Below are 23,500 nucleotides of genomic sequence, written 5' to 3'. Positions count from 1 at the left end.
TTATGTCAACCAGTCGTAAGCGTTTTATTGCAGGGGCAGTTTGTCCGAAATGCCAGTCACAGGATACGTTGGCTATGTGGCAGGAAAATAAGGTTGATATCGTAGAATGTATCCATTGTGGTCATACGCAGAGGCAAACCGATGAAGCTGTCACTTCCCATGTCAGGGAGCAGGAACAGGTTATTGGCATTTTTACACCACAATGAATAATCGTAAATACGGTGAACAACAGTAACTAAATGTATAAGCAATAAATTGTGGATAAATTTTGCCGTCGATAGGTACAGGGGCGTAGAATTCCGTTACAATTGCCAGCATTTTTTGAGTTGTAAAAACTTTCCCTCACGGGTTTTTCCCTTCGGGTATGTAGGAGTTGTCATGAAAGTAGCAAAAGACTTGGTGGTCAGCCTGGCTTATCAAGTAAGAACAGAAGATGGTGTTTTAGTTGATGAGTCCCCGGTGAGCGCACCGTTAGACTATCTGCATGGCCATGGTTCTCTGATCAGCGGGTTGGAGAAAGCCCTTGAAGGTCGTGAGGCGGGTGAACGTTTTGATGTCAGTGTAGAAGCTGATGATGCCTACGGTCAGTATGATGAGAATCTGGTTCAGCGTGCACCAAAAGAGGTGTTTGTTGGCGTTGAGGATGTTCAGGTTGGCATGCGTTTTCTGGCAGATACCGATCAGGGACCTATCCCGGTAGAAATTACCGCAGTGGAAGGCGATGAAGTTGTTGTTGATGCAAACCACATGCTGGCTGGTCAAAACCTGAAATTCAATGTTGAGATTGTAGCGGTTCGTGACGCAACCGAAGAAGAATTAGCACATGGCCATGTACATGGTCAGGGTGATCACGATCATCACCATGATCACGATCACGGTGATCACGGATGCTGTGGCGGTGGTTGCCACTAATTTTGCTCAGGCTGAATTAGCAGAAAAAGGGAAGCGCGGTTTGGGCTTCTCTTTTTTATCTGATCCTTCAGCCTTCCCTGGCCGATACTGCCCCGGACTATCAGGCGAGTAATGTCAGGAATAGTGTTAATAATGTGGAGGAGGCGTTTCTTCTGAAAGTGGCGCAATGATCGATGTCTGGTGGGTTTTCAGACGATCCGCCATTAACCGAAGTTGTTCTTTCAACTGCTCAGTTTCTATCTGCTGTTTTCTAACTTCTTGATTTAACTCTTCAATAGTGGCTTCCTGATAGGCCAGTTTCGTTTCCAGCTGTTCAAATCTTTGTTCAACTTCGGATAATTCCATTATTTTTCCTCCTGCTTCTGGGTAATTAATAACATGACGAAGCGATCATTTTGTTCCGGTTGGCACTATAATACTCAAAATATCCGGTGAAAGAGGATTTCACGAAATTTCTTCACATTAATGTTGTCTTAATGATTTTCAGATCAAGGCATAGCAAATATTGTCATTGGTTTCCGTGGGCAGTTATAGTAAATGTGATGTGTAACTGTACTAACGGTGAACCCACCCAAATTTATTGGAGAATAGGATGAAATCATTGTTTAAAACATCTCTGCTGGCAACAACTCTGGCACTTGCATTTAGTGTACCTCAGGCCTTGGCTGCTAATACAGAAACCAAAAGCGAAGTAAAACTGAATAGTGCGTTTAAAACGGTAGAGCAGCAAAATTCTTATGCTCTGGGGGCTTCTCTGGGTAGCTACATGGCAAACTCATTAAAAGAGCAGAAAACGCTTGGCATCAATATAGAAAAAGCGCAATTGCTGGCGGGTGTTGAGGATGCTTTAAATAGTAAAAGTAAGCTGACGGATGAGGAAATTCAGGAAACTCTGCTTTCTTTTGAATCTAAAGTGAAAGAGGCCGCCCGGGCTAAAGCAGAGAAAGAAGCCGGTGAAAATGGTGAGAAAGGGGATAAGTACCGTGAAGAGTTCGCTAAGAAAGCCGGCGTAATCAAGACTAGATCCGGGCTTCTCTACAAAGTTGAAAAAGCAGGAACGGGTACAACACCTAAAGAAAGCGACACAGTGGTTGTTAACTATAAAGGTGCTTTGATTGATGGTCAGGTTTTTGATAGCTCATATGAGCGCAAAGAGCCTCTGTCAATTCGTTTGGACAGTGTGATCCCAGGCTGGAAAGAAGGTTTGCAGCATGTGAAAAAAGGCGGAAAAATCACATTGGTTATTCCACCTGACTTGGCTTACGGTCAGGCAAGTTTACCTAAGATCCCGGCTAACTCCACTTTAGTTTTTGATGTTGAATTACTGGATATTAAACCGGCTGCCAAGGCAAAATAATCCCCCTAATAATTAAGGCATTACATAGACAGGGGCTTAATGGCCCCTGTTTTATCAAGTTTATCTTTCACCTTTCGATTTACTGCTGGTATTTACCTCTATTTGATTAGTAATAAGCATGAATAAAGAAAAATGAATTTGTTGCTTATTATTTTCCGGAGAATTAAATAAAATATCTGAGTCATATTCAGCTATAAAGCTGTGATAGACCCCTGAGGTATACTCAGCAACAGCTTGACGTCAATTCAATGTGGTTTTAACGTCATTATTCTGAATAGAATAGAGATATTTTAAATGCTTTCTGTTTAGGGCTTGTTTCATATGGCTATTTTATTTGCCATTTTGGATTTGGGCTGTACTCGAAATTTCCATGTACTTCGTGTACGCTCCGGTTTCTATGTAGTCCGTATTCAAATTGCCTGCAACAGTAGGTAACTATTGAGATAAGCCTGAGTTGCAGTAATGTGATTTTATAATAAATCTCGCCCTGATATTTTTGGTGAGGCAAAGTCTTAGCTTGAAGGATGGTGTATTACATGTCTACCCCGCTATTAACCGGTGATAACATATCTACTGATAACAGTGATATTGATTTACTAGAAAACCAACCGTTTAGTGAAACGGATCATGAAATTTTAAATTCTTACGAAGCTGCTGTTGATGGCCTGGCTATGTTGATTGGTGGGCATTGCGAAATAGTTCTTCATTCACTGGAAGACCTTAAATGTTCAGCTGTCAGAATAGCCAATGGGGAACATACTGGTCGTAAAATCGGTTCCCCGATTACTGATTTGGCATTGCGGATGCTGCATGACATTACAGATGAAGACTGTAGTGTTTCCAAGGCGTATTTCACGCGGGCAAAAAGTGGTTCTTTGATGAAATCCATCACAATTGCCATTCGCAACCGCCATCGTCGGGTTATTGGTCTTTTGTGTATCAATATGAATCTGGATGTACCTTTCTCGCAAATTATCCAAACCTTTATTCCAGAAAAGACCCGTGAAGTTGCTTCAAACGTTAACTTTGCTTCTTCCGTGGATGATTTGGTTGCACAGACTTTGGAATTCACGATTGAAGAAGTGAATGCTGATCGCAATGTTTCCAATAATGCGAAAAACAGACAGGTAGTGCTTAACCTTTATGAGAAAGGTATTTTTGATATTAAGGATGCCATTAACCAAGTCGCTGATCGTTTGAATATCTCCAAGCATACGGTATACCTCTATATTCGCCAGTTTAAAAATGGTGAATGCGTTAGTTCGGAGAAGTAATGTCGTCACTGTCTTATTGCCTGCTGGTCACAGGGCCAGCTTACGGTACTCAGCAAGCCAGCAGCGCCTATCAGTTTGCTCAGGCGTTGATTGCCGCCGGACATAAACTGCATAGCGTGTTTTTTTATCGCGAAGGCATCCAAAATGGTAATCAATTGGTCGCCCCCGCCAATGATGAATTTGATTTGGTCAGGGCCTGGCAGGCATTGGCAGTCCGGCATCAGTTCAATCTGTTTATTTGCGTTGCGGCTGCATTGCGGCGTGGGGTTGCAGACGAACAGCAAGCCAGTGAATTGAATCTTCCTGTTGCAAATCTGGCAGATGGATTTGAACTCAGTGGGCTGGGATCACTGGCAGAAGCCATGATGCTGTGTGACCGCGTAATACAATTTTAGGGGGCATGGGTATTGATGAAAAAGATAGCTTTTGTTTTTACCGAAGCTCCCCATGGCTCTTCCGCCGGCAGGGAAGGGCTGGATGCGTTGCTCGCGACATCAGCATTAACTGAGCAGATCGGTGTATTTTTTATTTCTGATGGTGTGTTTCAGTTACTGCCCAATCAGCACCCGGATAAAATTCTGGCTCGTGACTATATTTCAACATTTAAGATCCTGCCCCTCTATGACATTGATAAATGTTATATCTGCCTTGATGATTTGGTGATTCGGGGAGGAAATCCTGCAAGCAATTTTGTGCTGGAGGCTGAATTTCTCTCCGCAGTCGCCATACGAGAAATGCTGGCGGGTTATGATGTTGTGTTGAAATTTTAATCTATTGTAGGCAGGTAACATGTTATATACTGTCAGTCGCTCACCTTACCATGATGACTTCAATGCAATGCTTGGCCTTGTATCGGATACCGATGATGTTCTGCTAATTCAAAATGGCGTGTTGCTGGGTATCAGTGAGAATCGTTATTTGGCTGAGTTGCTCCGTAGCGGAGCGGGCATTTATGCCTTAAAGGAAGATCTGGACGCACGGGGGCTGTTTGAACAGATTTCAGACCGTGTAAAGGTGGTTGATTATAGAGGCTTTGTTAGCTTAACGGTCAAACATCAGCAAAATTTTGCCTGGTAAATATGAATTGCGCTTTTCAGCTATTTTGCCAGCATAGAAAAACTGTATATTTCTTGACACCTCGTCAAGTCAGCAATAAAATTCCGCGTCCTCTCGTTTTGTCATTATGGCTGCGAGAGGGTAAAATCCGTGTTTACGAAGCAAAAAACCAGGAGCTTTTTTAATAATGGCAACTATTAACCAGCTGGTTCGCAAATCTCGTAGCTCGAAAGTTGTGAAAAGCAACGTTCCTGCTCTGGAAGCTTGCCCGCAAAAACGTGGCGTATGTACTCGTGTATATACCACCACTCCTAAAAAACCAAACTCCGCACTGCGTAAAGTATGTCGTGTGCGTTTGACTAACGGTTTCGAAGTTTCTTCCTACATCGGTGGTGAAGGCCACAACCTGCAGGAACACTCCGTTATCCTGATCCGTGGCGGTCGTGTTAAAGACTTGCCAGGTGTGCGTTACCACACTGTTCGCGGTGCACTGGACTGTGCAGGTGTTAAAGACCGTAAACAAGGTCGTTCTAAGTACGGTGTGAAGAAGCCAAAGGCTTAATGGTTCTCCGTTAAGTAAGGCCAAACCTTTTTCACTTAAATGTCAAAATAAACTCGTAGAGTTTTGGACAACCCTGAAATTCGAAACGGAGTATTTCCATGCCACGTCGTCGTGTAATTGGTCAACGTAAAATTCTGCCAGATCCAAAGTTCGGATCTGAACTGCTGGCCAAATTTGTGAATATCCTGATGGTAGACGGTAAGAAGTCTGTCGCAGAAGCAATTGTATATGGTGCGCTTGAGACCCTGGCTCAGCGTTCTGGTAAAAATCATCTGGAAGCATTCGAGCTGGCACTGGATAACGTGCGCCCGACTGTGGAAGTTAAGTCCCGCCGTGTTGGTGGTTCTACTTATCAGGTTCCAGTTGAAGTTCGTCCGGTTCGTCGTAATGCTCTGGCAATGCGTTGGATCGTTGATGCTGCTCGTAAACGCGGTGATAAATCGATGGCTTTGCGCCTGGCGAATGAATTATCTGATGCGGCTGAAAACAAAGGCGCTGCTGTGAAGAAACGTGAAGACGTTCACCGTATGGCAGAAGCTAACAAGGCGTTCGCACACTACCGTTGGTAATCCATTTTTTTGTAACCCAACGGCTGTGAATATGTTCTGGGTAGCGACTTTGCTACCCGTTCTCTGAATTGAACGCCCACGAGAGAGGAAAAAATGGCTCGTAAAACACCTATAGCGCGTTACCGCAATATCGGTATCAGTGCGCACATCGACGCCGGTAAAACCACGACAACAGAACGTATTCTGTTTTACACAGGCGTAAACCATAAAATCGGTGAAACTCACGAAGGTTCTGCAACTATGGACTGGATGGAGCAGGAACAGGAACGTGGTATTACCATCACGTCTGCTGCGACTACTGCATTCTGGTCTGGTATGGCTAAACAGTATGAACCACACCGCATCAACATCATCGACACCCCAGGACACGTTGACTTCACCATCGAAGTAGAACGTTCCATGCGTGTTCTTGACGGCGCAGTCATGGTTTACTGTGCAGTTGGTGGTGTTCAGCCTCAGTCTGAGACTGTATGGCGTCAGGCTAACAAATATAAGGTTCCACGTATCGCGTTCGTTAACAAAATGGACCGTATGGGTGCGAACTTCCTGCGCGTTGTTGAGCAGATCAAAACTCGTCTGGCTGCTAACCCAGTTCCACTTCAACTGGCAATCGGTGCTGAAGATACCTTCACCGGTGTTGTTGACCTGCTGAAAATGAAAGCAATCAACTGGAACGAAACTGATCAGGGCACTACCTTCACTTATGAAGATATCCCGGCTGACATGCTTGAACTGGCTGAAGAATGGCACCAGAATCTGGTTGAATCCGCTGCAGAAGCATCAGAAGACCTGATGGACAAATATCTGGGCGGTGAAGAGCTGACTGAAGAAGAAATCAAAGTAGCTCTGCGTAAACGCGTTCTGGCTAACGAAATTATCCTGGTTACCTGTGGTTCTGCATTTAAGAACAAAGGTGTTCAGGCAATGCTGGATGCAGTTATCGATTACCTGCCAGCACCAACTGATGTTGAATCCATCAAAGGTATGCTGCCAGACGGTAAAGATACTCCAGCAGAACGTCACTCCAGCGATGAAGAGCCATTCTCTGCTCTGGCGTTCAAAATCGCTACTGACCCATTCGTGGGTAACCTGACGTTCTTCCGTGTTTACTCTGGTGTTGTTAACTCTGGTGACACCGTACTGAACCCGATAAAAGACAAGAAAGAACGTTTTGGCCGTATCGTTCAGATGCACGCCAACAAACGTGAAGAAATTAAAGAAGTCCGTGCAGGCGACATCGCCGCTGCGATCGGCCTGAAAGATGTGACTACAGGTGATACTCTCTGTGACATGACCTCTCCAATCATTCTGGAGCGCATGGAATTCCCAGAGCCAGTTATCTCTGTTGCTATCGAACCAAAAACTAAAGCTGACCAAGAAAAAATGGGTATCGCTTTAGGTCGTTTGGCTCAGGAAGACCCATCATTCCGCGTAAGCAGTGATGAAGAGACTGGTCAGACTCTCATTGCAGGTATGGGTGAGCTGCACCTTGACGTTCTGGTTGACCGTATGCGTCGTGAATTCAACGTGGAAGCGAACGTCGGTAAACCTCAGGTTGCTTATCGTGAAACTATCCGCTCTTCTGTTGAGCAGGAAGGTAAACACGCTAAACAGTCCGGTGGTCGCGGTCAGTACGGTCACGTTTGGCTACGTATCGAGCCTCTGGAAGCAGGTGGTGCTGGTTACGAATTCGCAAACGAAATCGTTGGTGGTGTTGTTCCTAAAGAATACATCCCAGGCGTTGACAAAGGCGTTCAGGAACAGCTGAAGGGCGGTGTTCTGGCTGGTTATCCAATCGTTGACGTTAAAGTTGCCTTGTTCGATGGTTCTTACCATGACGTTGACTCCTCAGAAATCGCCTTTAAAATTGCTGCATCCATGGCATTTAAAGAAGGCTTCATGAAAGCGAAACCAGTTCTGCTGGAACCTATCATGAAAGTTGAAGTGGAAACACCAGAAGACTATATGGGTGACGTCATCGGTGACTTGAACCGTCGCCGTGGTATGATCGATGGTATGGATGATGTAGCTACGGGCAAAATTGTTCGTGCTCAAGTACCATTGTCTGAAATGTTTGGTTATGCTACTGACCTGCGTTCTCAGACCCAAGGTCGTGCTTCTTACTCCATGGAGTTCTTGAAGTACAACGAAGCGCCGAGCAACGTCGCTCAGGCTATTATCGAAGCTCGTAAATCTAGATAAGTTTTCGAGTTTACTATCTTTTAGCTCCCTCCTCTCTGTGATGGGGGAGCGGTATTAAGGAATAGAGTCGTGTCTAAAGAAAAGTTTGAACGTTCAAAACCGCACGTTAACGTTGGTACTATCGGTCACGTTGACCACGGTAAAACTACCCTGACTGCTGCAATCACCACTGTTCTGGCGAAAACTTACGGCGGTAGCGCTCGTGCTTTCGACCAGATCGATAACGCACCAGAAGAAAAAGCACGTGGTATCACCATCTCTACTTCTCACGTAGAATACGATACCCCAACTCGCCACTACGCGCACGTTGACTGCCCAGGCCACGCCGACTATGTGAAAAACATGATCACCGGTGCTGCTCAGATGGACGGCGCGATCCTGGTTGTTGCTGCAACTGATGGCCCAATGCCACAGACTCGTGAGCACATCCTGCTGGGTCGTCAGGTAGGCGTTCCATACATCATCGTATTCCTGAACAAATGTGACATGGTTGATGATGAAGAGCTGCTGGAACTGGTAGAAATGGAAGTACGTGAGCTGCTGTCTCAGTACGATTTCCCAGGCGACGACACGCCAATCATCCGTGGTTCTGCTCTGAAAGCGCTGGAAGGCGAAGCAGAGTGGGAAGCGAAAATCATCGAACTGGCTGAAGCACTGGATAACTACATCCCAGAACCAGAGCGTGACATTGACAAGCCATTCCTGCTGCCAATCGAAGACGTATTCTCCATCTCCGGCCGTGGTACCGTAGTTACCGGTCGTGTAGAGCGTGGTATCGTTAAAGTGGGTGACGAAGTCGAAATCGTGGGTATCAAAGAAACCACTAAAACAACTTGTACCGGCGTTGAAATGTTCCGCAAACTGCTGGACGAAGGCCGTGCGGGTGAGAACGTGGGTGTTCTGCTGCGTGGTACTAAGCGTGATGACGTTGAGCGTGGTCAGGTTCTGGCGAAGCCAGGTTCTATCCACCCACACACTCAGTTCGAATCTGAAGTGTATATCCTGAGCAAAGATGAAGGTGGCCGTCATACTCCATTCTTCAAAGGTTACCGTCCACAGTTCTACTTCCGTACAACTGACGTAACCGGTACTATCGAACTGCCAGAAGGCGTAGAGATGGTAATGCCAGGTGACAACATCAACATGGTAGTTAACCTGATTGCGCCAATCGCAATGGACGAAGGTCTGCGTTTCGCAATCCGTGAAGGCGGCCGTACTGTAGGTGCTGGTGTTGTTGCTAAAGTGATCGCATAATTCATTTAATGTGTTCATTTGGAAGGGCATCGACAGATGCCCTTTTTATACGTTGTCTTAAGACTAAATTTTAGCGCGAGTTTTAAAACATTGTCTTAAGAAGAACCTATCTCATCAATAGTTGTTCATTAATAATTGTCTAATGGCAAGATAAATCGTCATTTGATTGCTATTCTTAACTATTGGTGAGATAGGCTCTGATACAACGGATGGGCTTAAAGATCATAATGATAAGAAAGTCCTACTGAATTATGGCGCCGAGTCAGATACAATTATCTTTGGGTTCGGTCTGATTTGTTTTGCTCTTGCGAGGCAAGCTGGCTATCTATTTTCATCATAGTTACTTACATAGAGTTACAGGTTGGTTTATGAGTGCGAATAGCGATGCTCAAGAAAGCGGGCGTGGTCTTGATATAGCAAAGTGGCTATTGGTAGCAGTGCTGCTGGTGGTTGCTATTGTGGGTAATTATTATTACCGAGAGTATAACCTGCCTCTGCGCGCGATAGCCGTCGTTGCTATTGTTGCCCTTGCAGGAGCAGCTGCATTGTGGACTGTGAAAGGTAAATCTGCGTTAGCATTTGCCCGTGAAGCCCGCATTGAAATGCGGAAAGTCATTTGGCCAACTCGCCAGGAAGCGCTGCATACAACTCTGATTGTTGCGGCTGTGACGGCTGTCATGTCCCTGATTTTGTGGGGATTGGATGGTATACTGGTGCGTTTAGTTTCATTTATTACAGGCCTGAGGTTTTAAAAAATGTCTGAATCCCCAAAAAAGCGTTGGTATGTCATACAGGCATTTTCTGGGTTTGAAGGTCGTGTCGCTCAATCTCTGCGTGAGCATATCAAATTACAGGATATGGAAGATTCTTTCGGTGAAGTTATGGTGCCGACAGAAGAAGTTGTTGAGATCCGCAGTGGCCAACGCCGTAAAAGCGAACGTAAATTCTTCCCCGGCTATGTCTTGGTACAGATGGTAATGAACGATGCAAGCTGGCATTTGGTTCGTAGTGTACCTCGCGTAATGGGTTTTATCGGCGGCACGTCTGACCGTCCGGCACCAATTAGCGATAAAGAAGTTGATGCGATTATGAATCGTCTTCAGCAAGTTGGTGATAAGCCACGGCCAAAAACGTTGTTCGAACCCGGCGAAATGGTTCGTGTCAGCGATGGCCCGTTTGCAGACTTCAATGGTGTAGTGGAAGAAGTCGATTACGAGAAGAGCCGCTTGAAAGTTTCGGTTTCTATCTTCGGTCGTGCTACACCAGTCGAGCTGGATTTCAGTCAGGTAGAGAAAGCCTGATTTGATGCTTAAATAAGCGGGCTCGCTTGCAAAGGGTGTGAAATTAGCATACAATTTCGCGCCTTTTGTTTTTTATCCGGGTATTATTTATTAGATGATGCCTCCTGGATAAACAAGGTAATGTTTTAAGTGGCCTGGTCTTTTGACGGGGCCTAAATCGTCAGGGGAGCCTCATTTTGAGGCGATAAGACCCACATAGAGGAAATATAATGGCTAAGAAAGTACAAGCCTACGTTAAGCTGCAAGTTGCAGCGGGTATGGCTAACCCAAGCCCACCAGTTGGTCCAGCTCTGGGTCAACAGGGTGTTAACATCATGGAATTCTGTAAAGCGTTCAATGCTAAAACTGAAAGCATTGAAAAAGGCCTGCCAATTCCAGTTGTTATTACTGTTTATGCAGACCGTTCTTTCACTTTCGTTACCAAAACCCCACCAGCGGCTGTTCTGCTGAAAAAAGCAGCAGGCGTTAAATCTGGTTCTGGCAAACCGAACAAAGACAAAGTTGGTAAAGTAACCAGCGCTCAAATTCGTGAAATTGCTGAAACTAAAGCTGCGGACATGACTGGTGCTGACGTTGACGCGATGATGCGTTCAATCGAAGGTACTGCTCGTTCCATGGGCCTGGTAGTGGAGGGTTAATCAATGGCTAAACTGACCAAGCGCATGCGCACTATTCGTGAAAAAGTTGATGCAACTAAACAATACGAAATCAACGAAGCTGTTGCTCTGCTGAAAGAACTGGCTACTGCTAAGTTTGTAGAAAGCGTTGACGTAGCTGTTAATCTTGGCATCGATGCTCGTAAATCTGACCAGAACGTTCGTGGCGCAACTGTACTGCCACACGGTACCGGTCGTTCAGTACGTGTTGCTGTATTTACTCAGGGCGCAAATGCTGAAGCGGCTAAAGCTGCTGGCGCTGAACTGGTAGGTATGGAAGATCTGGCTGAGATGATTAAGAAAGGCGAGATGAACTTCGACGTAGTTATCGCATCTCCAGATGCAATGCGCGTTGTTGGCCAACTGGGCCAAATCCTGGGCCCACGTGGTCTGATGCCAAACCCGAAAGTTGGTACTGTAACTCCTAACGTTGCTGAAGCTGTACAAAACGCTAAAGCAGGTCAGGTTCGTTACCGTAACGACAAGAACGGTATCATCCACACTACCATCGGTAAAGTTGACTTCGAATCTGACAAACTGAGAGAAAACCTGGAAGCTCTGCTGGTTGCGCTGAAAAAAGCTAAGCCATCTTCTGCTAAAGGCGTTTACATCAAGAAAGTTAGCCTGTCTACTACCATGGGTGCAGGTGTTGCGATCGACCAGTCTGGTCTGAGCGCTTCAGTTTAATTATTTAAGCTGAGAATAACGCTTTACCTTAGCGTCAGATTTGTCTAAAATCTGACGCTTAAAATTTGTCTGATAGGGTGTGTAATGACACTCAGCTTTTGAAAAATAAGGTAATATCGGCAAATAACAAGTTTTCGGTTGGAGCTTGGCCCTAATCCAAGCCCCGTCCAAGACCGCAGGCGTAAGTACGTAGAAATAATTTACTTACTTAATATCCTGCGTAGACGGTGACAGAGCCAAATGAAATTTATTTTCTGGATTCTGCTCACCGTGTTTTAGCGCTCAGGCACATTTTGTGCCTTGAGTGAAGTGAGTTCCGGGTTTTCCCGGTTAATCCAGGAGCAAGAAGCTAATGGCACTAAATCTTCAAGACAAACAAGCGATTGTTGCTGAAGTCAGCGAAGTAGCCAAAGGCGCGCTGTCTGCGGTTGTTGCGGATTCTCGTGGCGTTACCGTAGATAAAATGACTGAACTGCGTAAAGCAGGTCGCGAAGCTGGCGTTTACATGCGTGTTGTTCGTAACACCCTGATGCGTCGTGCTGTTGAAGGTACTGAGTTCGAGTGCCTGAAAGAAGCGTTTGTTGGTCCAACCTTGATTGCTTTTTCTAACGAACATCCGGGCGCAGCAGCTCGTCTGTTCAAAGATTTCGCGAAAGCGAACCCAGCATTCGAGATTAAAGCAGCAGCCTTTGAAGGTGAGTTCATCCCAGGATCAAATATCGATCGTCTGGCAACACTCCCAACTTACGATGAAGCAATCGCACGCCTGATGGCAACCATGAAAGAAGCCTCTGCAGGCAAACTGGTTCGCACTCTGGCTGCACTACGCGATCAGAAAGAAGCTGCTTAATAGCCTATTTCCTTCGTTGCTTTTTAACGTATAAACTTTTTCTGAATTTTAGGAACACATTGTTATGTCTATCACTAAAGAACAAATTCTGGACGCAGTTGCAGAAATGTCTGTAATGGACGTTGTTGAACTGATCAGCATGATGGAAGAGAAATTCGGCGTTTCTGCTGCTGCAGCTGTTGCTGTAGTTGGTGGTGCTGCTGAAGCAGTTGAAGAAAAAACTGAATTCGACGTAATCCTGACTGGCGTTGGCGCAAACAAAGTTGCTGTAATCAAAGCAGTACGTGGCGCAACTGGCCTGGGTCTGAAAGAAGCTAAAGACCTGGTTGAAAGCGCACCAGCAGCACTGAAAGAAGCCATCAGCAAAGACGACGCTGAAGCTCTGAAAAAATCTCTGGAAGAAGCTGGTGCTTCTGTTGAGATCAAGTAAGATCAGTTTGAAGTTCGCAGCCTGATTTTTTAAGGCTGGCGGCTGGCGATTTTTTAATCGCCAGCCTTTTTGCGCTGTAGGGAGTTAGTAGCATTTCACACTGTTTGGCTACTAATTAACCCAAAATACTTCTTCCTATTGACGACTTAATATACTGCGTTCTCAGCTACGATCCACTCGGGTAGCTCGGTAGTAAGGTAACGCAATGAAATGATTTAAGAGTAATAGTAATGGGTATTACGGAAAATATTCTATTTTCTGTTCGAAAAAAATAGTGTTGCAGCGTGCTGTCCTTAAGGGCGGACAGAGTGGGTCACTTGTCAGCGAGCTGAGGAACCCTATGGTTTACTCCTATACCGAGAAAAAACGTATTCGTAAGGATTTTGGTAAACGTCCACAAGTTTTGGATGTTCCATACCTTCTTTCTATCCAACTTGACTCGTTCCAGAAGTTTATCGAGCAAGATCCTGAAGGCCAGAATGGACTGGAAGCGGCCTTCCGTTCTGTGTTCCCAATTCAGAGTTACAGCGGCAATTCTGAGCTGCAATATGTAAGCTACCGTCTTGGCGAACCTGTTTTTGATGTTAAAGAATGTCAGATCCGTGGTGTGACTTTCTCCGCACCGTTGCGCGTTAAACTGCGTCTGGTGATCTATGAGCGCGAAGCGCCAGAAGGCACAGTCAAAGACATCAAAGAACAAGAAGTCTACATGGGTGAAATTCCACTCATGACTGATAACGGTACTTTCGTTATCAACGGTACTGAGCGCGTTATCGTATCTCAGTTGCACCGTAGCCCAGGCGTTTTCTTTGACAGCGATAAGGGTAAAACCCATTCATCCGGTAAGGTACTGTATAATGCACGTATCATCCCTTACCGTGGTTCATGGCTGGACTTCGAATTTGATCCAAAAGATAACTTGTTTGTGCGTATCGACCGCCGCCGTAAACTGCCGGCTTCGATTATTCTGCGCGCGATGGATTACTCTACTGAAGACATCCTGAATCTGTTCTTCAACAAAACTGTTTTCGAAATTCGCGACAACAAATTGCAGATGACGCTGGTTCCAGAACGTCTGCGTGGCGAGACTGCTTCATTTGATATTGAAGCGAACGGCAAGGTCTATGTTGAAAAAGGCCGTCGTATTACTGCTCGTCATATCCGCCAGTTAGAAAAAGATCAGGTAGACCGCATTGAGGTGCCTGTCGAATATATCGCGGGTAAAGTTGTAGCAAAAGACTACATCGACCAGAACACAGGTGAAATCATCTGTGTGGCTAACATGGAACTCTCTTTGGATCTACTGGCGCGTCTGAGCCAGTCCGGTCACAAATCTATCGAGACCCTGTTTACCAACGATCTGGATCACGGTGCATACATTTCCGAAACTCTGCGTGTTGACCCAACCAACGATCGCCTGAGCGCACTGGTTGAAATCTATCGCATGATGCGTCCGGGTGAACCACCAACACGAGAAGCTGCAGAAAACCTGTTTGAGAACCTGTTCTTCTCTGAAGATCGTTATGATCTGTCTGCGGTTGGTCGTATGAAGTTCAACCGTTCTTTGGATCGCGATCAGATTGAAGGTTCCGGTATCCTGAGCAAAGAAGACATCATTGACGTGATGAAGAAGCTCATCGATATCCGTAACGGTAAAGGTGAAGTCGATGATATCGACCACTTGGGCAACCGTCGTATCCGTTCTGTCGGTGAAATGGCTGAAAACCAGTTCCGTGTAGGTTTGGTTCGTGTAGAGCGCGCAGTGAAAGAGCGTCTGTCTCTGGGCGATCTGGACACTCTGATGCCACAGGACATGATCAACGCCAAGCCAATTTCTGCGGCGGTGAAAGAGTTCTTTGGTTCCAGCCAGCTATCCCAGTTCATGGACCAGAACAACCCACTGTCTGAAATTACCCACAAACGCCGTATTTCTGCGTTGGGTCCGGGTGGTTTGACTCGTGAACGTGCAGGCTTTGAAGTTCGAGACGTACACCCGACTCACTACGGTCGTGTATGTCCAATCGAAACGCCTGAAGGTCCAAACATCGGTTTGATTAACTCATTGTCCGTTTATGCGCGTACCAATGAGTATGGTTTCCTTGAAACCCCTTACCGCTTGGTTCGTGATGGTGTAGTGACCGATGAAATTCACTACCTGTCTGCGATCGAAGAAGGTAACTACGTTATTGCACAGGCTAACACCGTATTGGATGAAGAAGGCCACTTCGTTGAAGAATTGGTAACTTGCCGTCATTACGATGAATCCAGCTTGTTCAACCGTGATCAGGTTCAGTACATGGACGTTTCGACACAACAGATCGTGTCCGTCGGTGCTTCCCTGATCCCATTCCTTGAACACGATGACGCCAACCGTGCATTGATGGGTGCGAACATGCAACGTCAGGCGGTTCCAACACTGCGCGCTGACAAGCCGCTGGTCGGAACAGGTATGGAACGCGCGGTAGCAGTTGACTCTGGTGTAACCTCTGTTGCTAAACGCGGTGGTATGGTTCAGTACGTTGACGCATCTCGTATCGTTATCAAGGTTAACGAAGATGAAATGTACGCGGGTGAAGCGGGCATTGATATCTATAACCTGACCAAATATACCCGTTCTAACCAGAACACCTGTATCAATCAGATGCCATGTGTTTCTCTGGGCGAATTGGTAGAGCGTGGTGACGTACTGGCTGATGGCCCATCCACCGACTTGGGTGAATTGGCGCTGGGTCAGAACATGCGCGTGGCGTTCATGCCATGGAATGGTTATAACTTCGAGGACTCCATCCTCGTATCTGAGCGTGTTGTTCAGGAAGACCGTTTCACAACGATTCACATTCAAGAACTGGCTTGTGTGTCCCGTGACACCAAACTGGGGCCTGAAGAGATTACGGCTGACATCCCTAACGTGGGTGAAGCTGCGCTGTCTAAGCTGGACGAATCCGGTATCGTTTATATCGGTGCAGAAGTGAAAGGCGGCGACATTCTGGTTGGTAAAGTGACGCCAAAAGGTGAAACTCAGCTGACTCCAGAAGAAAAATTGCTGCGTGCGATCTTCGGTGAGAAAGCGTCTGATGTTAAAGACTCTTCTCTGCGCGTACCAAACGGCGTTTCCGGTACTGTTATCGACGTACAGGTCTTTACCCGTGATGGCGTAGAAAAAGACAAGCGTGCGTTAGAAATCGAAGAGATGCAGTTGCGTGAGGCGAAGAAAGACCTGACAGAAGAACTGCAAATTTTCGAAGCTGGCTTGTTTGCTCGTATTCACTCTGTACTGGTTGCAGGTGGTATTGAAGCAGAAAAACTCAGCAAACTGCCTCGCCAACGTTGGTTGGAACTGGGTCTGGCTGATGAAGAAAAACAAAATCAGCTGGAGCAGTTGGCAGAACAGTATGACGAACTGAAAGCAGAGTTCGAGAAAAAACTGGATGCTAAACGTCGTAAGATCACACAAGGTGACGATCTGGCACCGGGCGTACTGAAAATTGTCAAAGTGTATTTGGCGGTGAAACGTCAAATCCAGCCTGGTGACAAGATGGCAGGTCGTCACGGTAACAAAGGTGTTATCTCCAAGATCAACCCGATCGAAGACATGCCTTACGATGAAAACGGTACTCCTGTTGACATCGTACTGAACCCGCTGGGCGTACCATCACGTATGAACATCGGTCAGATTCTGGAAACTCACTTGGGTATGGCGGCAAAAGGCATTGGTGACAAGATCAATGCAATGCTGAAACAACAGCAGGAAGTTGCCAAGCTGCGTGAATTTATCCAGAAAGCTTATGATCTGGGTGACGATACTCGTCAGAAAGTTGACTTGAATACCTTCTCTGACGAAGAAGTGATGCGTCTGGCAGAAAACCTGAGAAAAGGTATGCCAATCGCAACACCAGTCTTTGACGGTGCTAAAGAAACCGAAATCAAAGAGCTGCTGAAATTGGGTGGCTTGCCGACTTCCGGTCAGATCACACTGTTCGACGGCCGTACTGGTGAACAATTCGAGCGTCAAGTAACCGTTGGTTACATGTACATGCTGAAATTGAACCACTTGGTTGATGACAAGATGCACGCCCGTTCTACCGGTTCTTACAGCCTGGTTACTCAGCAGCCGCTGGGTGGTAAGGCTCAGTTCGGTGGTCAGCGTTTCGGTGAGATGGAAGTGTGGGCATTGGAAGCATACGGTGCTGCGTACACCCTGCAAGAAATGCTCACCGTTAAATCCGACGATGTTAACGGTCGTACCAAGATGTATAAAAACATCGTGGATGGTAACCACCAGATGGAACCAGGCATGCCGGAATCTTTCAACGTATTGCTGAAAGAAATCCGTTCGTTGGGTATCAACATCGAGCTGGAAGACGAATAAATTGTTTTCCCGCTGGTACTGCCCGGCTTTATGTTGAAGCATAAAAAGCCGGGCAGTTTACCAGCCAGTGGTTACACTGGTCATAGGGGGGAGTGGCATGGGCCACTCACCTAACAGGTCTAACTCCGACAGGAGCTATTTCGTGAAAGACTTATTGAAGTTTCTGAAAGCGCAAACTAAGACCGAAGAGTTTGATGCGATCAAAATTGCTCTGGCCTCCCCAGATATGATCCGTTCGTGGTCATTCGGGGAAGTAAAAAAGCCAGAAACTATTAACTACCGTACGTTCAAGCCTGAACGTGACGGTCTTTTCTGTGCACGTATTTTCGGGCCGGTAAAAGACTACGAATGCTTGTGTGGTAAATACAAGCGTTTGAAACACCGTGGTGTGATTTGTGAGAAATGTGGCGTTGAAGTAACCCAGACTAAAGTTCGTCGTGATCGTATGGGTCATATCGAGCTGGCATCTCCAACCGCTCACATCTGGTTCCTGAAATCTCTGCCATCCCGCATCGGTTTGTTGCTGGATATGCCTCTGCGCGATATTGAACGCGTACTGTACTTCGAATCCTATGTGGTTGTTGAAGGCGGCATGACCAGCCTTGAGCGTAGCCAGATTCTGACTGAAGAACAGTATCTGGATGCCTTGGAAGAGTTCGGTGATGAATTCGACGCAAAAATGGGTGCAGAAGCGATCCAATCTTTGCTGAAAAGCATCGATCTGGAAAACGAATGTGAAACCTTGCGCGAAGAGCTGAACGAAACCAACTCTGAAACCAAGCGTAAGAAGCTGACCAAGCGTATTAAACTGCTGGAAGCGTTCATTCAGTCTGGCAACAAACCAGAGTGGATGGTTCTGACCGTTCTGCCAGTTCTGCCACCGGATCTGCGTCCACTGGTTCCACTGGATGGCGGTCGTTTCGCAACTTCAGACCTGAACGATCTGTATCGTCGCGTAATTAACCGTAACAACCGTCTGAAACGCCTGCTGGATCTGGCTGCGCCAGACATCATCGTACGTAACGAAAAACGTATGTTGCAGGAAGCGGTTGATGCCTTGCTGGACAACGGTCGTCGCGGTCGGGCGATTACGGGTTCTAATAAGCGTCCTCTGAAATCCCTGGCAGACATGATCAAGGGTAAACAGGGTCGTTTCCGTCAGAACCTGCTGGGTAAACGTGTTGACTACTCAGGCCGTTCCGTAATTACCGTAGGTCCATACCTGCGTTTGCATCAGTGTGGTCTTCCTAAGAAGATGGCTCTGGAGCTATTCAAGCCATTCATCTACGGCAAACTGGAACTGCGTGGTCTGGCGACGACTATCAAAGCCGCCAAGAAAATGGTTGAGCGTGAAGAAGCCGTCGTATGGGATATCCTGGATGAAGTGATCCGTGAGCACCCTGTTCTGCTGAACCGTGCACCGACCCTTCACCGTTTGGGTATTCAGGCATTTGAACCTGTTCTGATCGAAGGTAAAGCGATCCAGTTGCACCCACTCGTGTGTGCGGCTTATAACGCCGACTTCGATGGTGACCAGATGGCTGTTCACGTACCGTTGACACTGGAAGCCCAGTTGGAAGCGCGTGCGCTGATGATGTCTACCAACAACATCCTGTCTCCGGCGAGCGGTGAACCAATCATCGTTCCATCTCAGGACGTTGTATTGGGTCTGTACTATATGACTCGTGACTGTGTTAACGCGAAAGGCGAAGGCATGGTTCTGAGCGGCCCTAAAGAAGCAGAGCGTGTTTACCGCGCAGGTCTGGCTTCTTTGCACGCTCGCGTCAAAGTTCGTATCACTGAAGAAGTGAAAGATGGCGAAGGCAATATCACCGTTAATACAGGGCTGGTTGATACAACTGTCGGTCGTGCCATCCTGTGGATGATCGTACCGAGAGGCCTGCCATACTCACTGATTAACCAGGCGCTGGGTAAAAAAGCAATCTCCAGAATGCTGAATACCTGTTACCGCGTACTGGGCCTGAAACCAACGGTTATTTTGGCTGACCAGACCATGTATACCGGCTTTGCTTACGCTGCTCGTTCAGGGGTATCCGTAGGTATCGACGACATGGTTATTCCTGAGAAGAAAGAAGGCATCATCGCAGAAGCGGAAGCGGAAGTGGCTGAAATTCAGGAACAGTTCCAATCAGGTCTGGTAACCGCTGGCGAACGCTATAACAAGGTTATCGATATCTGGGCTGCGGCGAACGAACGTGTTGCTAAGGCGATGATGGAAAACCTGTCTACTGAAACTGTTATTAACCGTAACGGTGAAGAAGAACAGCAAGTTTCTTTCAACAACATCTTTATGATGGCCGACTCTGGTGCGCGTGGTTCTGCTGCTCAGATCCGTCAGTTGGCGGGTATGCGTGGCCTGATGGCAACACCAGATGGCTCCATCATCGAAACCCCGATTACCGCGAACTTCCGTGAAGGTCTGAACGTACTCCAGTACTTCATCTCAACCCATGGTGCTCGTAAAGGTCTTGCGGATACCGCATTGAAAACTGCGAACTCCGGTTACCTGACTCGTCGTCTGGTTGACGTTGCCCAAGACTTGGTTGTGACTGAAGACGACTGTGGTACTCACAACGGTATCCTGATGACTCCGGTTATCGAAGGTGGCGACGTTAAAGAACCATTGCGTGAGCGCGTATTGGGTCGTGTGACGGCTGAAGACGTTCTGAAACCGGGCACAGCAGACATTCTGGTTGCACGTAATACACTGCTGAATGAAAAATGGTGTGATCTGTTAGAAGAAAACTCCGTTGACAGCGTGAAGGTACGTTCCGTAGTAAGCTGTGAAACTGACTTTGGTGTTTGTGCGAACTGTTACGGTCGCGACCTTGCTCGTGGTCATCGCATCAACAAAGGTGAAGCAGTTGGTGTTATCGCGGCACAGTCAATCGGTGAGCCAGGTACACAGTTGACGATGCGTACGTTCCACATCGGTGGTGCGGCATCTCGTGCGGCAGCAGAATCCAGCATTCAGGTACGTAACAAAGGTCACTTGAAACTGACCAACGCGAAATTCGTGACTAACTCAGCGGGCAAACTGGTTATTACTTCCCGTAATACCGAATTGCGCCTGATCGACGATTTCGGCCGTACTAAAGAAAGCTATAAAGTCCCTTACGGCTCGGTATTGGCTAAAGGTGATGGTGAGACAGTAACCGGCGGCGAAACCGTTGCGAACTGGGATCCACATACCATGCCAGTTGTGAGTGAAGTATCCGGTATCATTCAGTTCTACGACATGGTTGATGGCCAGACCATTACCCGTCAGACGGACGAACTGACCGGCCTGTCTTCACTGGTGGTTCTGGATAGTGCAGAGCGTACCGGTAGCGGTAAAGACCTGCGTCCATCACTGAAAATCGTTGATGCTCAGGGTAACGATGTTCTGATCTCAGGTACAGATATGCCTGCTCAGTACTTCCTGCCGGGTAAAGCGATTGTTCAGCTGGAAGATGGCATGTCCATCTCTGCGGGTGATACGTTAGCGCGTATTCCTCAAGAATCCGGCGGTACTAAAGATATCACCGGTGGTCTGCCACGCGTTGCGGACCTGTTTGAAGCTCGTCGTCCGAAAGAGCCTGCTATTCTGGCAGAAATCAGCGGTATTGTTTCCTTCGGTAAAGAAACTAAAGGCAAACGTCGTCTGGTTATCAGCCCACTGGATGGTGGCGATGCTTACGAAGAGATGATCCCTAAATGGCGTCAGCTCAACGTATTCGAAGGTGAAGTTGTTGAACGCGGTGACGTGATCTCCGATGGCCCAGAATCTCCACATGACATTCTGCGTCTGCGTGGTGTGCACGCGGTTGCTCGTTACATCACTAACGAAGTACAGGAAGTTTACCGTCTGCAAGGCGTTAAGATTAACGATAAGCACATTGAAGTTATCGTTCGTCAGATGCTGCGTAAAGTTACCATCGCGAGCTCAGGTAGTTCTGAATTCCTTGAAGGCGAGCAGGTTGAATACGCGCGCGTTAAAGTCGCGAACCGTAAGCTGGAATTGGATGGTAAGGTCCCGGCGACTTTCCACCGTGACCTGTTGGGTATCACCAAGGCATCACTGGCAACAGAATCCTTCATCTCTGCGGCGTCGTTCCAGGAAACAACTCGCGTACTGACTGAAGCAGCCGTTGCAGGTAAACGTGATGAACTGCGTGGCCTGAAAGAGAACGTTATCGTTGGTCGTCTGATCCCTGCTGGTACAGGTTATGCTTACCATCAGGATCGTATCCGCCGTCGTCAAGCAAACGAAGTGGTTGAAGCACCACAAGTTAGCGTTGACGAAGCCACTGCAAACCTTGCTGAATTGTTGAATGCAGGTTTCGGTAGCAGCAGCAAATAACGACTAATATCGTGATGCGTAGCATACATAGGTATGGCTAATCGTGAAATGCCCTCTCTTGGTAGAGGGCATTTTTTATTGGATGGAAAATTGAAATGAGACGAATCGTTCATGTTATTGCAATGGTTTTCTTGCCACTTTTATTATGTTTTTCCTATCCTGCTTTAGCGCAGCCCCATGACTTGCCTGACTATCACTACATGGAGGCGACGAGAGACAGTGAAATTTATGCCTGGATCGGTGAACACGTTATCAAGGCTGGTGTATTAAAGAAAAGGCAAAGCCTGAAGGTGTTTGAAGAAGAAAGGGAAGATAAAGATTATTATGCGTTTCATTTTGGTAATGGCACTGGCTATATTGCCAAAGAGCATTTAAAGAAAATAAAAAAATCGGCGTTTCCCGCAGATCCCTTCAATATTCTCCATAAAAAAGTTACCCAAAATTTGGTGGTTTTTAAAGAAGCCAAAATCTATAGCACACCTGAAATTGATAGCGAGCCAGTTGGTGTTTTGATGGAGAACCTCCGTTACCCGATTGTAAGTAAGTTACAAGATCCTTCACGTCATACCTGGTATGAAATTAATGTGGGTGATCGATTAGGCTACATTAGTGATCAGGATGCTGAATTGGATAATGGCATTCCCCTATTAACCTATCATCATATTTTGCAGGATAAAGAGAATAAACGTTTTCTCCATACCTCAACAACGACATCTCTGACAGCCTTTCGTGAGCAGATGGCTTATTTGAAGCAAGCAGGTTACACCACAATTTCATTATATGAATTGGAAGGTTATATAAATGGCACCATTAATTTGCCAGCAAAAGTAGTTGCTTTGACTTTTGATGATGGCTTGAAGTCTGTGTATCGTTATGCTTACCCAATTTTGAAAGAAAACAAACAGAAAGCGACATTTTTTATTATTTCATCTCGTATTAAACGTCATCCGCAGAAATGGAACCCTGATAGTCTGCAATTTACCAGCCTCTCTGAATTATATACCATGCAGGATGTGTTTGATTTTCAATCACATACCCACTTTTTACATCGCTTGGGGAAAAATAAGCAACCCATACTATTCAGTCGGTCATATCGTACTATTTTGTATGATTTCGAACGTTCCAGACGAGCCTTGTCACAGTTTAACCCTCATGTGCTTTACCTCTCGTATCCTTTTGGTGGATATAACCCGACAGCCATGAAAGCAGCTGAACAAGCCGGGTTTCATTTGGCGGTTACCACGATACAAGGTAAAGTACAGCTGGGTGATAACCCATTTTCCCTGAAACGTTTATATATACTAAGGACAGATCCGATTGAAAAAATGGCAAAAATGATTGCTAATAATCCGAAATCAATGCCTTTGCAGCCAATTGATAATCGTATGTAAGATGTAAAATATTTTTTACAAGGAATGATGCTGGTGGATATATTGGTAGATGTGTTAGCAACAATACTGGAAATATTTTATAAAATCATAAAGTATACTATTAAGTTTATTGCATGGTTATTTAATGTTGCAATGAAGGATATCGTTATTTCGTTGCTGTCTATGGGTATTTTATTCTGTTTGTTATTTTCAGTAATAATACCCAGAATTATGTTTATTATCTTATTATTAGTGTTGGTTATTGGTTTCGTCTATAAATTTCGCGGG

21 protein-coding genes are annotated in these 23,500 nt (G+C 46.3%); 20 read left to right on the top strand and 1 reads right to left on the bottom strand.

Features of this window, described 5'->3' with window-relative positions; translation table 11 throughout:
* Nucleotides 1–2 precede the first annotated feature (2 nt).
* Nucleotides 3–206, top strand: a complete 204-nt coding sequence (locus AAC854_RS02905) for a YheV family putative zinc ribbon protein (RefSeq protein ID WP_047964741.1) — start codon at nt 3–5, stop codon at nt 204–206.
* 172 nt (nt 207–378) lie between these two features.
* The gene (slyD, locus tag AAC854_RS02900; RefSeq protein WP_340615814.1) at nt 379–912 is read left to right on the top strand and encodes a peptidylprolyl isomerase; all 534 of its coding nucleotides are present in this window, start codon (nt 379–381) and stop codon (nt 910–912) included.
* Between the two features lie 126 nt (nt 913–1,038).
* On the opposite strand, the gene AAC854_RS02895 is transcribed toward slyD, so the two are convergent.
* Nucleotides 1,039–1,257: a SlyX family protein gene (locus AAC854_RS02895; RefSeq protein WP_099114148.1), complete on the bottom strand. Its 219-nt coding sequence runs from the start codon at nt 1,255–1,257 to the stop codon at nt 1,039–1,041.
* Nucleotides 1,258–1,504: 247 nt separating this feature from the next.
* Here AAC854_RS02895 and fkpA point away from each other — a divergent pair, with 247 nt between their 5' ends.
* The 18 genes from fkpA (at nt 1,505) to AAC854_RS02805 (ending at nt 23,233) form a co-directional block, all read left to right on the top strand.
* Complete coding sequence (gene fkpA / locus AAC854_RS02890) at nt 1,505–2,269, top strand: FKBP-type peptidyl-prolyl cis-trans isomerase (RefSeq protein ID WP_340615813.1); 765 nt, start codon at nt 1,505–1,507, stop codon at nt 2,267–2,269.
* A 536-nt stretch (nt 2,270–2,805) separates the two neighbouring features.
* Nucleotides 2,806–3,543, top strand: a complete 738-nt coding sequence (locus AAC854_RS02885; RefSeq protein WP_340615812.1) for a helix-turn-helix transcriptional regulator — start codon at nt 2,806–2,808, stop codon at nt 3,541–3,543.
* Nucleotides 3,543–3,938, top strand: coding sequence for a sulfurtransferase complex subunit TusD (gene tusD, locus AAC854_RS02880; RefSeq protein ID WP_340615811.1), 396 nt, complete (start codon nt 3,543–3,545; stop codon nt 3,936–3,938). The genes AAC854_RS02885 and tusD overlap by 1 nt, the downstream gene beginning before the upstream one ends.
* Before the next feature lie 15 nt (nt 3,939–3,953).
* Entirely contained in the window at nt 3,954–4,313 is a 360-nt protein-coding gene (tusC, locus tag AAC854_RS02875; protein WP_340615810.1) for a sulfurtransferase complex subunit TusC, read from the top strand.
* A 19-nt stretch (nt 4,314–4,332) separates the two neighbouring features.
* Entirely contained in the window at nt 4,333–4,620 is a 288-nt protein-coding gene (gene tusB / locus AAC854_RS02870) for a sulfurtransferase complex subunit TusB (RefSeq protein WP_340615809.1), read from the top strand.
* A 166-nt stretch (nt 4,621–4,786) separates the two neighbouring features.
* Nucleotides 4,787–5,161: a 30S ribosomal protein S12 gene (rpsL, locus tag AAC854_RS02865; RefSeq protein WP_045973006.1), complete on the top strand. Its 375-nt coding sequence runs from the start codon at nt 4,787–4,789 to the stop codon at nt 5,159–5,161.
* A gap of 98 nt (nt 5,162–5,259) precedes the next feature.
* Nucleotides 5,260–5,730 carry a 30S ribosomal protein S7 gene (gene rpsG, locus AAC854_RS02860; protein ID WP_047964733.1) on the top strand — a complete coding sequence of 157 codons (471 nt, stop codon included), beginning with the start codon at nt 5,260–5,262 and terminating at the stop codon, nt 5,728–5,730.
* 93 nt (nt 5,731–5,823) lie between these two features.
* On the top strand, nt 5,824–7,932 hold the full coding sequence (fusA, locus tag AAC854_RS02855; RefSeq protein ID WP_340615808.1) for an elongation factor G: 2,109 nt from the start codon (nt 5,824–5,826) through the stop codon (nt 7,930–7,932).
* 69 nt (nt 7,933–8,001) lie between these two features.
* Nucleotides 8,002–9,186 (top strand): elongation factor Tu, encoded by a 1,185-nt coding sequence (gene tuf, locus AAC854_RS02850; protein ID WP_340615807.1) that lies wholly within the window; start codon nt 8,002–8,004, stop codon nt 9,184–9,186.
* A 368-nt stretch (nt 9,187–9,554) separates the two neighbouring features.
* On the top strand, nt 9,555–9,938 hold the full coding sequence (gene secE / locus AAC854_RS02845) for a preprotein translocase subunit SecE (RefSeq protein WP_047962539.1): 384 nt from the start codon (nt 9,555–9,557) through the stop codon (nt 9,936–9,938).
* Between the two features lie 3 nt (nt 9,939–9,941).
* A complete protein-coding gene (nusG, locus tag AAC854_RS02840; RefSeq protein WP_340615806.1) occupies nt 9,942–10,487 on the top strand; it encodes a transcription termination/antitermination protein NusG in 546 nt (181 codons plus the stop codon).
* Nucleotides 10,488–10,696: 209 nt separating this feature from the next.
* Nucleotides 10,697–11,125 carry a 50S ribosomal protein L11 gene (gene rplK, locus AAC854_RS02835; protein WP_038237931.1) on the top strand — a complete coding sequence of 143 codons (429 nt, stop codon included), beginning with the start codon at nt 10,697–10,699 and terminating at the stop codon, nt 11,123–11,125.
* Nucleotides 11,126–11,128: 3 nt separating this feature from the next.
* Nucleotides 11,129–11,830 carry a 50S ribosomal protein L1 gene (rplA, locus tag AAC854_RS02830; RefSeq protein ID WP_340615805.1) on the top strand — a complete coding sequence of 234 codons (702 nt, stop codon included), beginning with the start codon at nt 11,129–11,131 and terminating at the stop codon, nt 11,828–11,830.
* Nucleotides 11,831–12,182: 352 nt separating this feature from the next.
* Nucleotides 12,183–12,680, top strand: a complete 498-nt coding sequence (gene rplJ / locus AAC854_RS02825) for a 50S ribosomal protein L10 (protein ID WP_047962536.1) — start codon at nt 12,183–12,185, stop codon at nt 12,678–12,680.
* A 64-nt stretch (nt 12,681–12,744) separates the two neighbouring features.
* Nucleotides 12,745–13,110 carry a 50S ribosomal protein L7/L12 gene (rplL, locus tag AAC854_RS02820; RefSeq protein ID WP_045959641.1) on the top strand — a complete coding sequence of 122 codons (366 nt, stop codon included), beginning with the start codon at nt 12,745–12,747 and terminating at the stop codon, nt 13,108–13,110.
* Nucleotides 13,111–13,450: 340 nt separating this feature from the next.
* Entirely contained in the window at nt 13,451–17,479 is a 4,029-nt protein-coding gene (gene rpoB, locus AAC854_RS02815) for a DNA-directed RNA polymerase subunit beta (protein ID WP_340615804.1), read from the top strand.
* 142 nt (nt 17,480–17,621) lie between these two features.
* A complete protein-coding gene (rpoC, locus tag AAC854_RS02810) occupies nt 17,622–21,842 on the top strand; it encodes a DNA-directed RNA polymerase subunit beta' (protein WP_340615803.1) in 4,221 nt (1,406 codons plus the stop codon).
* Between the two features lie 95 nt (nt 21,843–21,937).
* The gene (locus AAC854_RS02805; RefSeq protein ID WP_340615802.1) at nt 21,938–23,233 is read left to right on the top strand and encodes a polysaccharide deacetylase family protein; all 1,296 of its coding nucleotides are present in this window, start codon (nt 21,938–21,940) and stop codon (nt 23,231–23,233) included.
* The last annotated feature ends 267 nt before the right edge of the window (nt 23,234–23,500 follow it).

Source organism: Xenorhabdus entomophaga, from assembly GCF_037996725.1.
GTDB classification, from domain to species: domain Bacteria; phylum Pseudomonadota; class Gammaproteobacteria; order Enterobacterales; family Enterobacteriaceae; genus Xenorhabdus; species Xenorhabdus khoisanae.
This window is presented reverse-complemented; position numbering and strand designations above follow the sequence as displayed.

Bases quoted from the DNA above. Each gene is read 5' to 3' on its own strand.
- AAC854_RS02905 (WP_047964741.1), top strand. From the start codon at position 3: ATGTCAACCAGTCGTAAGCGTTTTATTGCAGGGGCAGTTTGTCCGAAA.
- slyD (WP_340615814.1), top strand. From the start codon at position 379: ATGAAAGTAGCAAAAGACTTGGTGGTCAGCCTGGCTTATCAAGTAAGA.
- AAC854_RS02895 (WP_099114148.1), bottom strand. From the start codon at position 1,257: ATGGAATTATCCGAAGTTGAACAAAGATTTGAACAGCTGGAAACGAAA.
- fkpA (WP_340615813.1), top strand. From the start codon at position 1,505: ATGAAATCATTGTTTAAAACATCTCTGCTGGCAACAACTCTGGCACTT.
- AAC854_RS02885 (WP_340615812.1), top strand. From the start codon at position 2,806: ATGTCTACCCCGCTATTAACCGGTGATAACATATCTACTGATAACAGT.
- tusD (WP_340615811.1), top strand. From the start codon at position 3,543: ATGTCGTCACTGTCTTATTGCCTGCTGGTCACAGGGCCAGCTTACGGT.
- tusC (WP_340615810.1), top strand. From the start codon at position 3,954: ATGAAAAAGATAGCTTTTGTTTTTACCGAAGCTCCCCATGGCTCTTCC.
- tusB (WP_340615809.1), top strand. From the start codon at position 4,333: ATGTTATATACTGTCAGTCGCTCACCTTACCATGATGACTTCAATGCA.
- rpsL (WP_045973006.1), top strand. From the start codon at position 4,787: ATGGCAACTATTAACCAGCTGGTTCGCAAATCTCGTAGCTCGAAAGTT.
- rpsG (WP_047964733.1), top strand. From the start codon at position 5,260: ATGCCACGTCGTCGTGTAATTGGTCAACGTAAAATTCTGCCAGATCCA.
- fusA (WP_340615808.1), top strand. From the start codon at position 5,824: ATGGCTCGTAAAACACCTATAGCGCGTTACCGCAATATCGGTATCAGT.
- secE (WP_047962539.1), top strand. From the start codon at position 9,555: ATGAGTGCGAATAGCGATGCTCAAGAAAGCGGGCGTGGTCTTGATATA.
- nusG (WP_340615806.1), top strand. From the start codon at position 9,942: ATGTCTGAATCCCCAAAAAAGCGTTGGTATGTCATACAGGCATTTTCT.
- rplK (WP_038237931.1), top strand. From the start codon at position 10,697: ATGGCTAAGAAAGTACAAGCCTACGTTAAGCTGCAAGTTGCAGCGGGT.
- rplA (WP_340615805.1), top strand. From the start codon at position 11,129: ATGGCTAAACTGACCAAGCGCATGCGCACTATTCGTGAAAAAGTTGAT.
- rplJ (WP_047962536.1), top strand. From the start codon at position 12,183: ATGGCACTAAATCTTCAAGACAAACAAGCGATTGTTGCTGAAGTCAGC.
- rplL (WP_045959641.1), top strand. From the start codon at position 12,745: ATGTCTATCACTAAAGAACAAATTCTGGACGCAGTTGCAGAAATGTCT.
- rpoB (WP_340615804.1), top strand. From the start codon at position 13,451: ATGGTTTACTCCTATACCGAGAAAAAACGTATTCGTAAGGATTTTGGT.
- AAC854_RS02805 (WP_340615802.1), top strand. From the start codon at position 21,938: ATGAGACGAATCGTTCATGTTATTGCAATGGTTTTCTTGCCACTTTTA.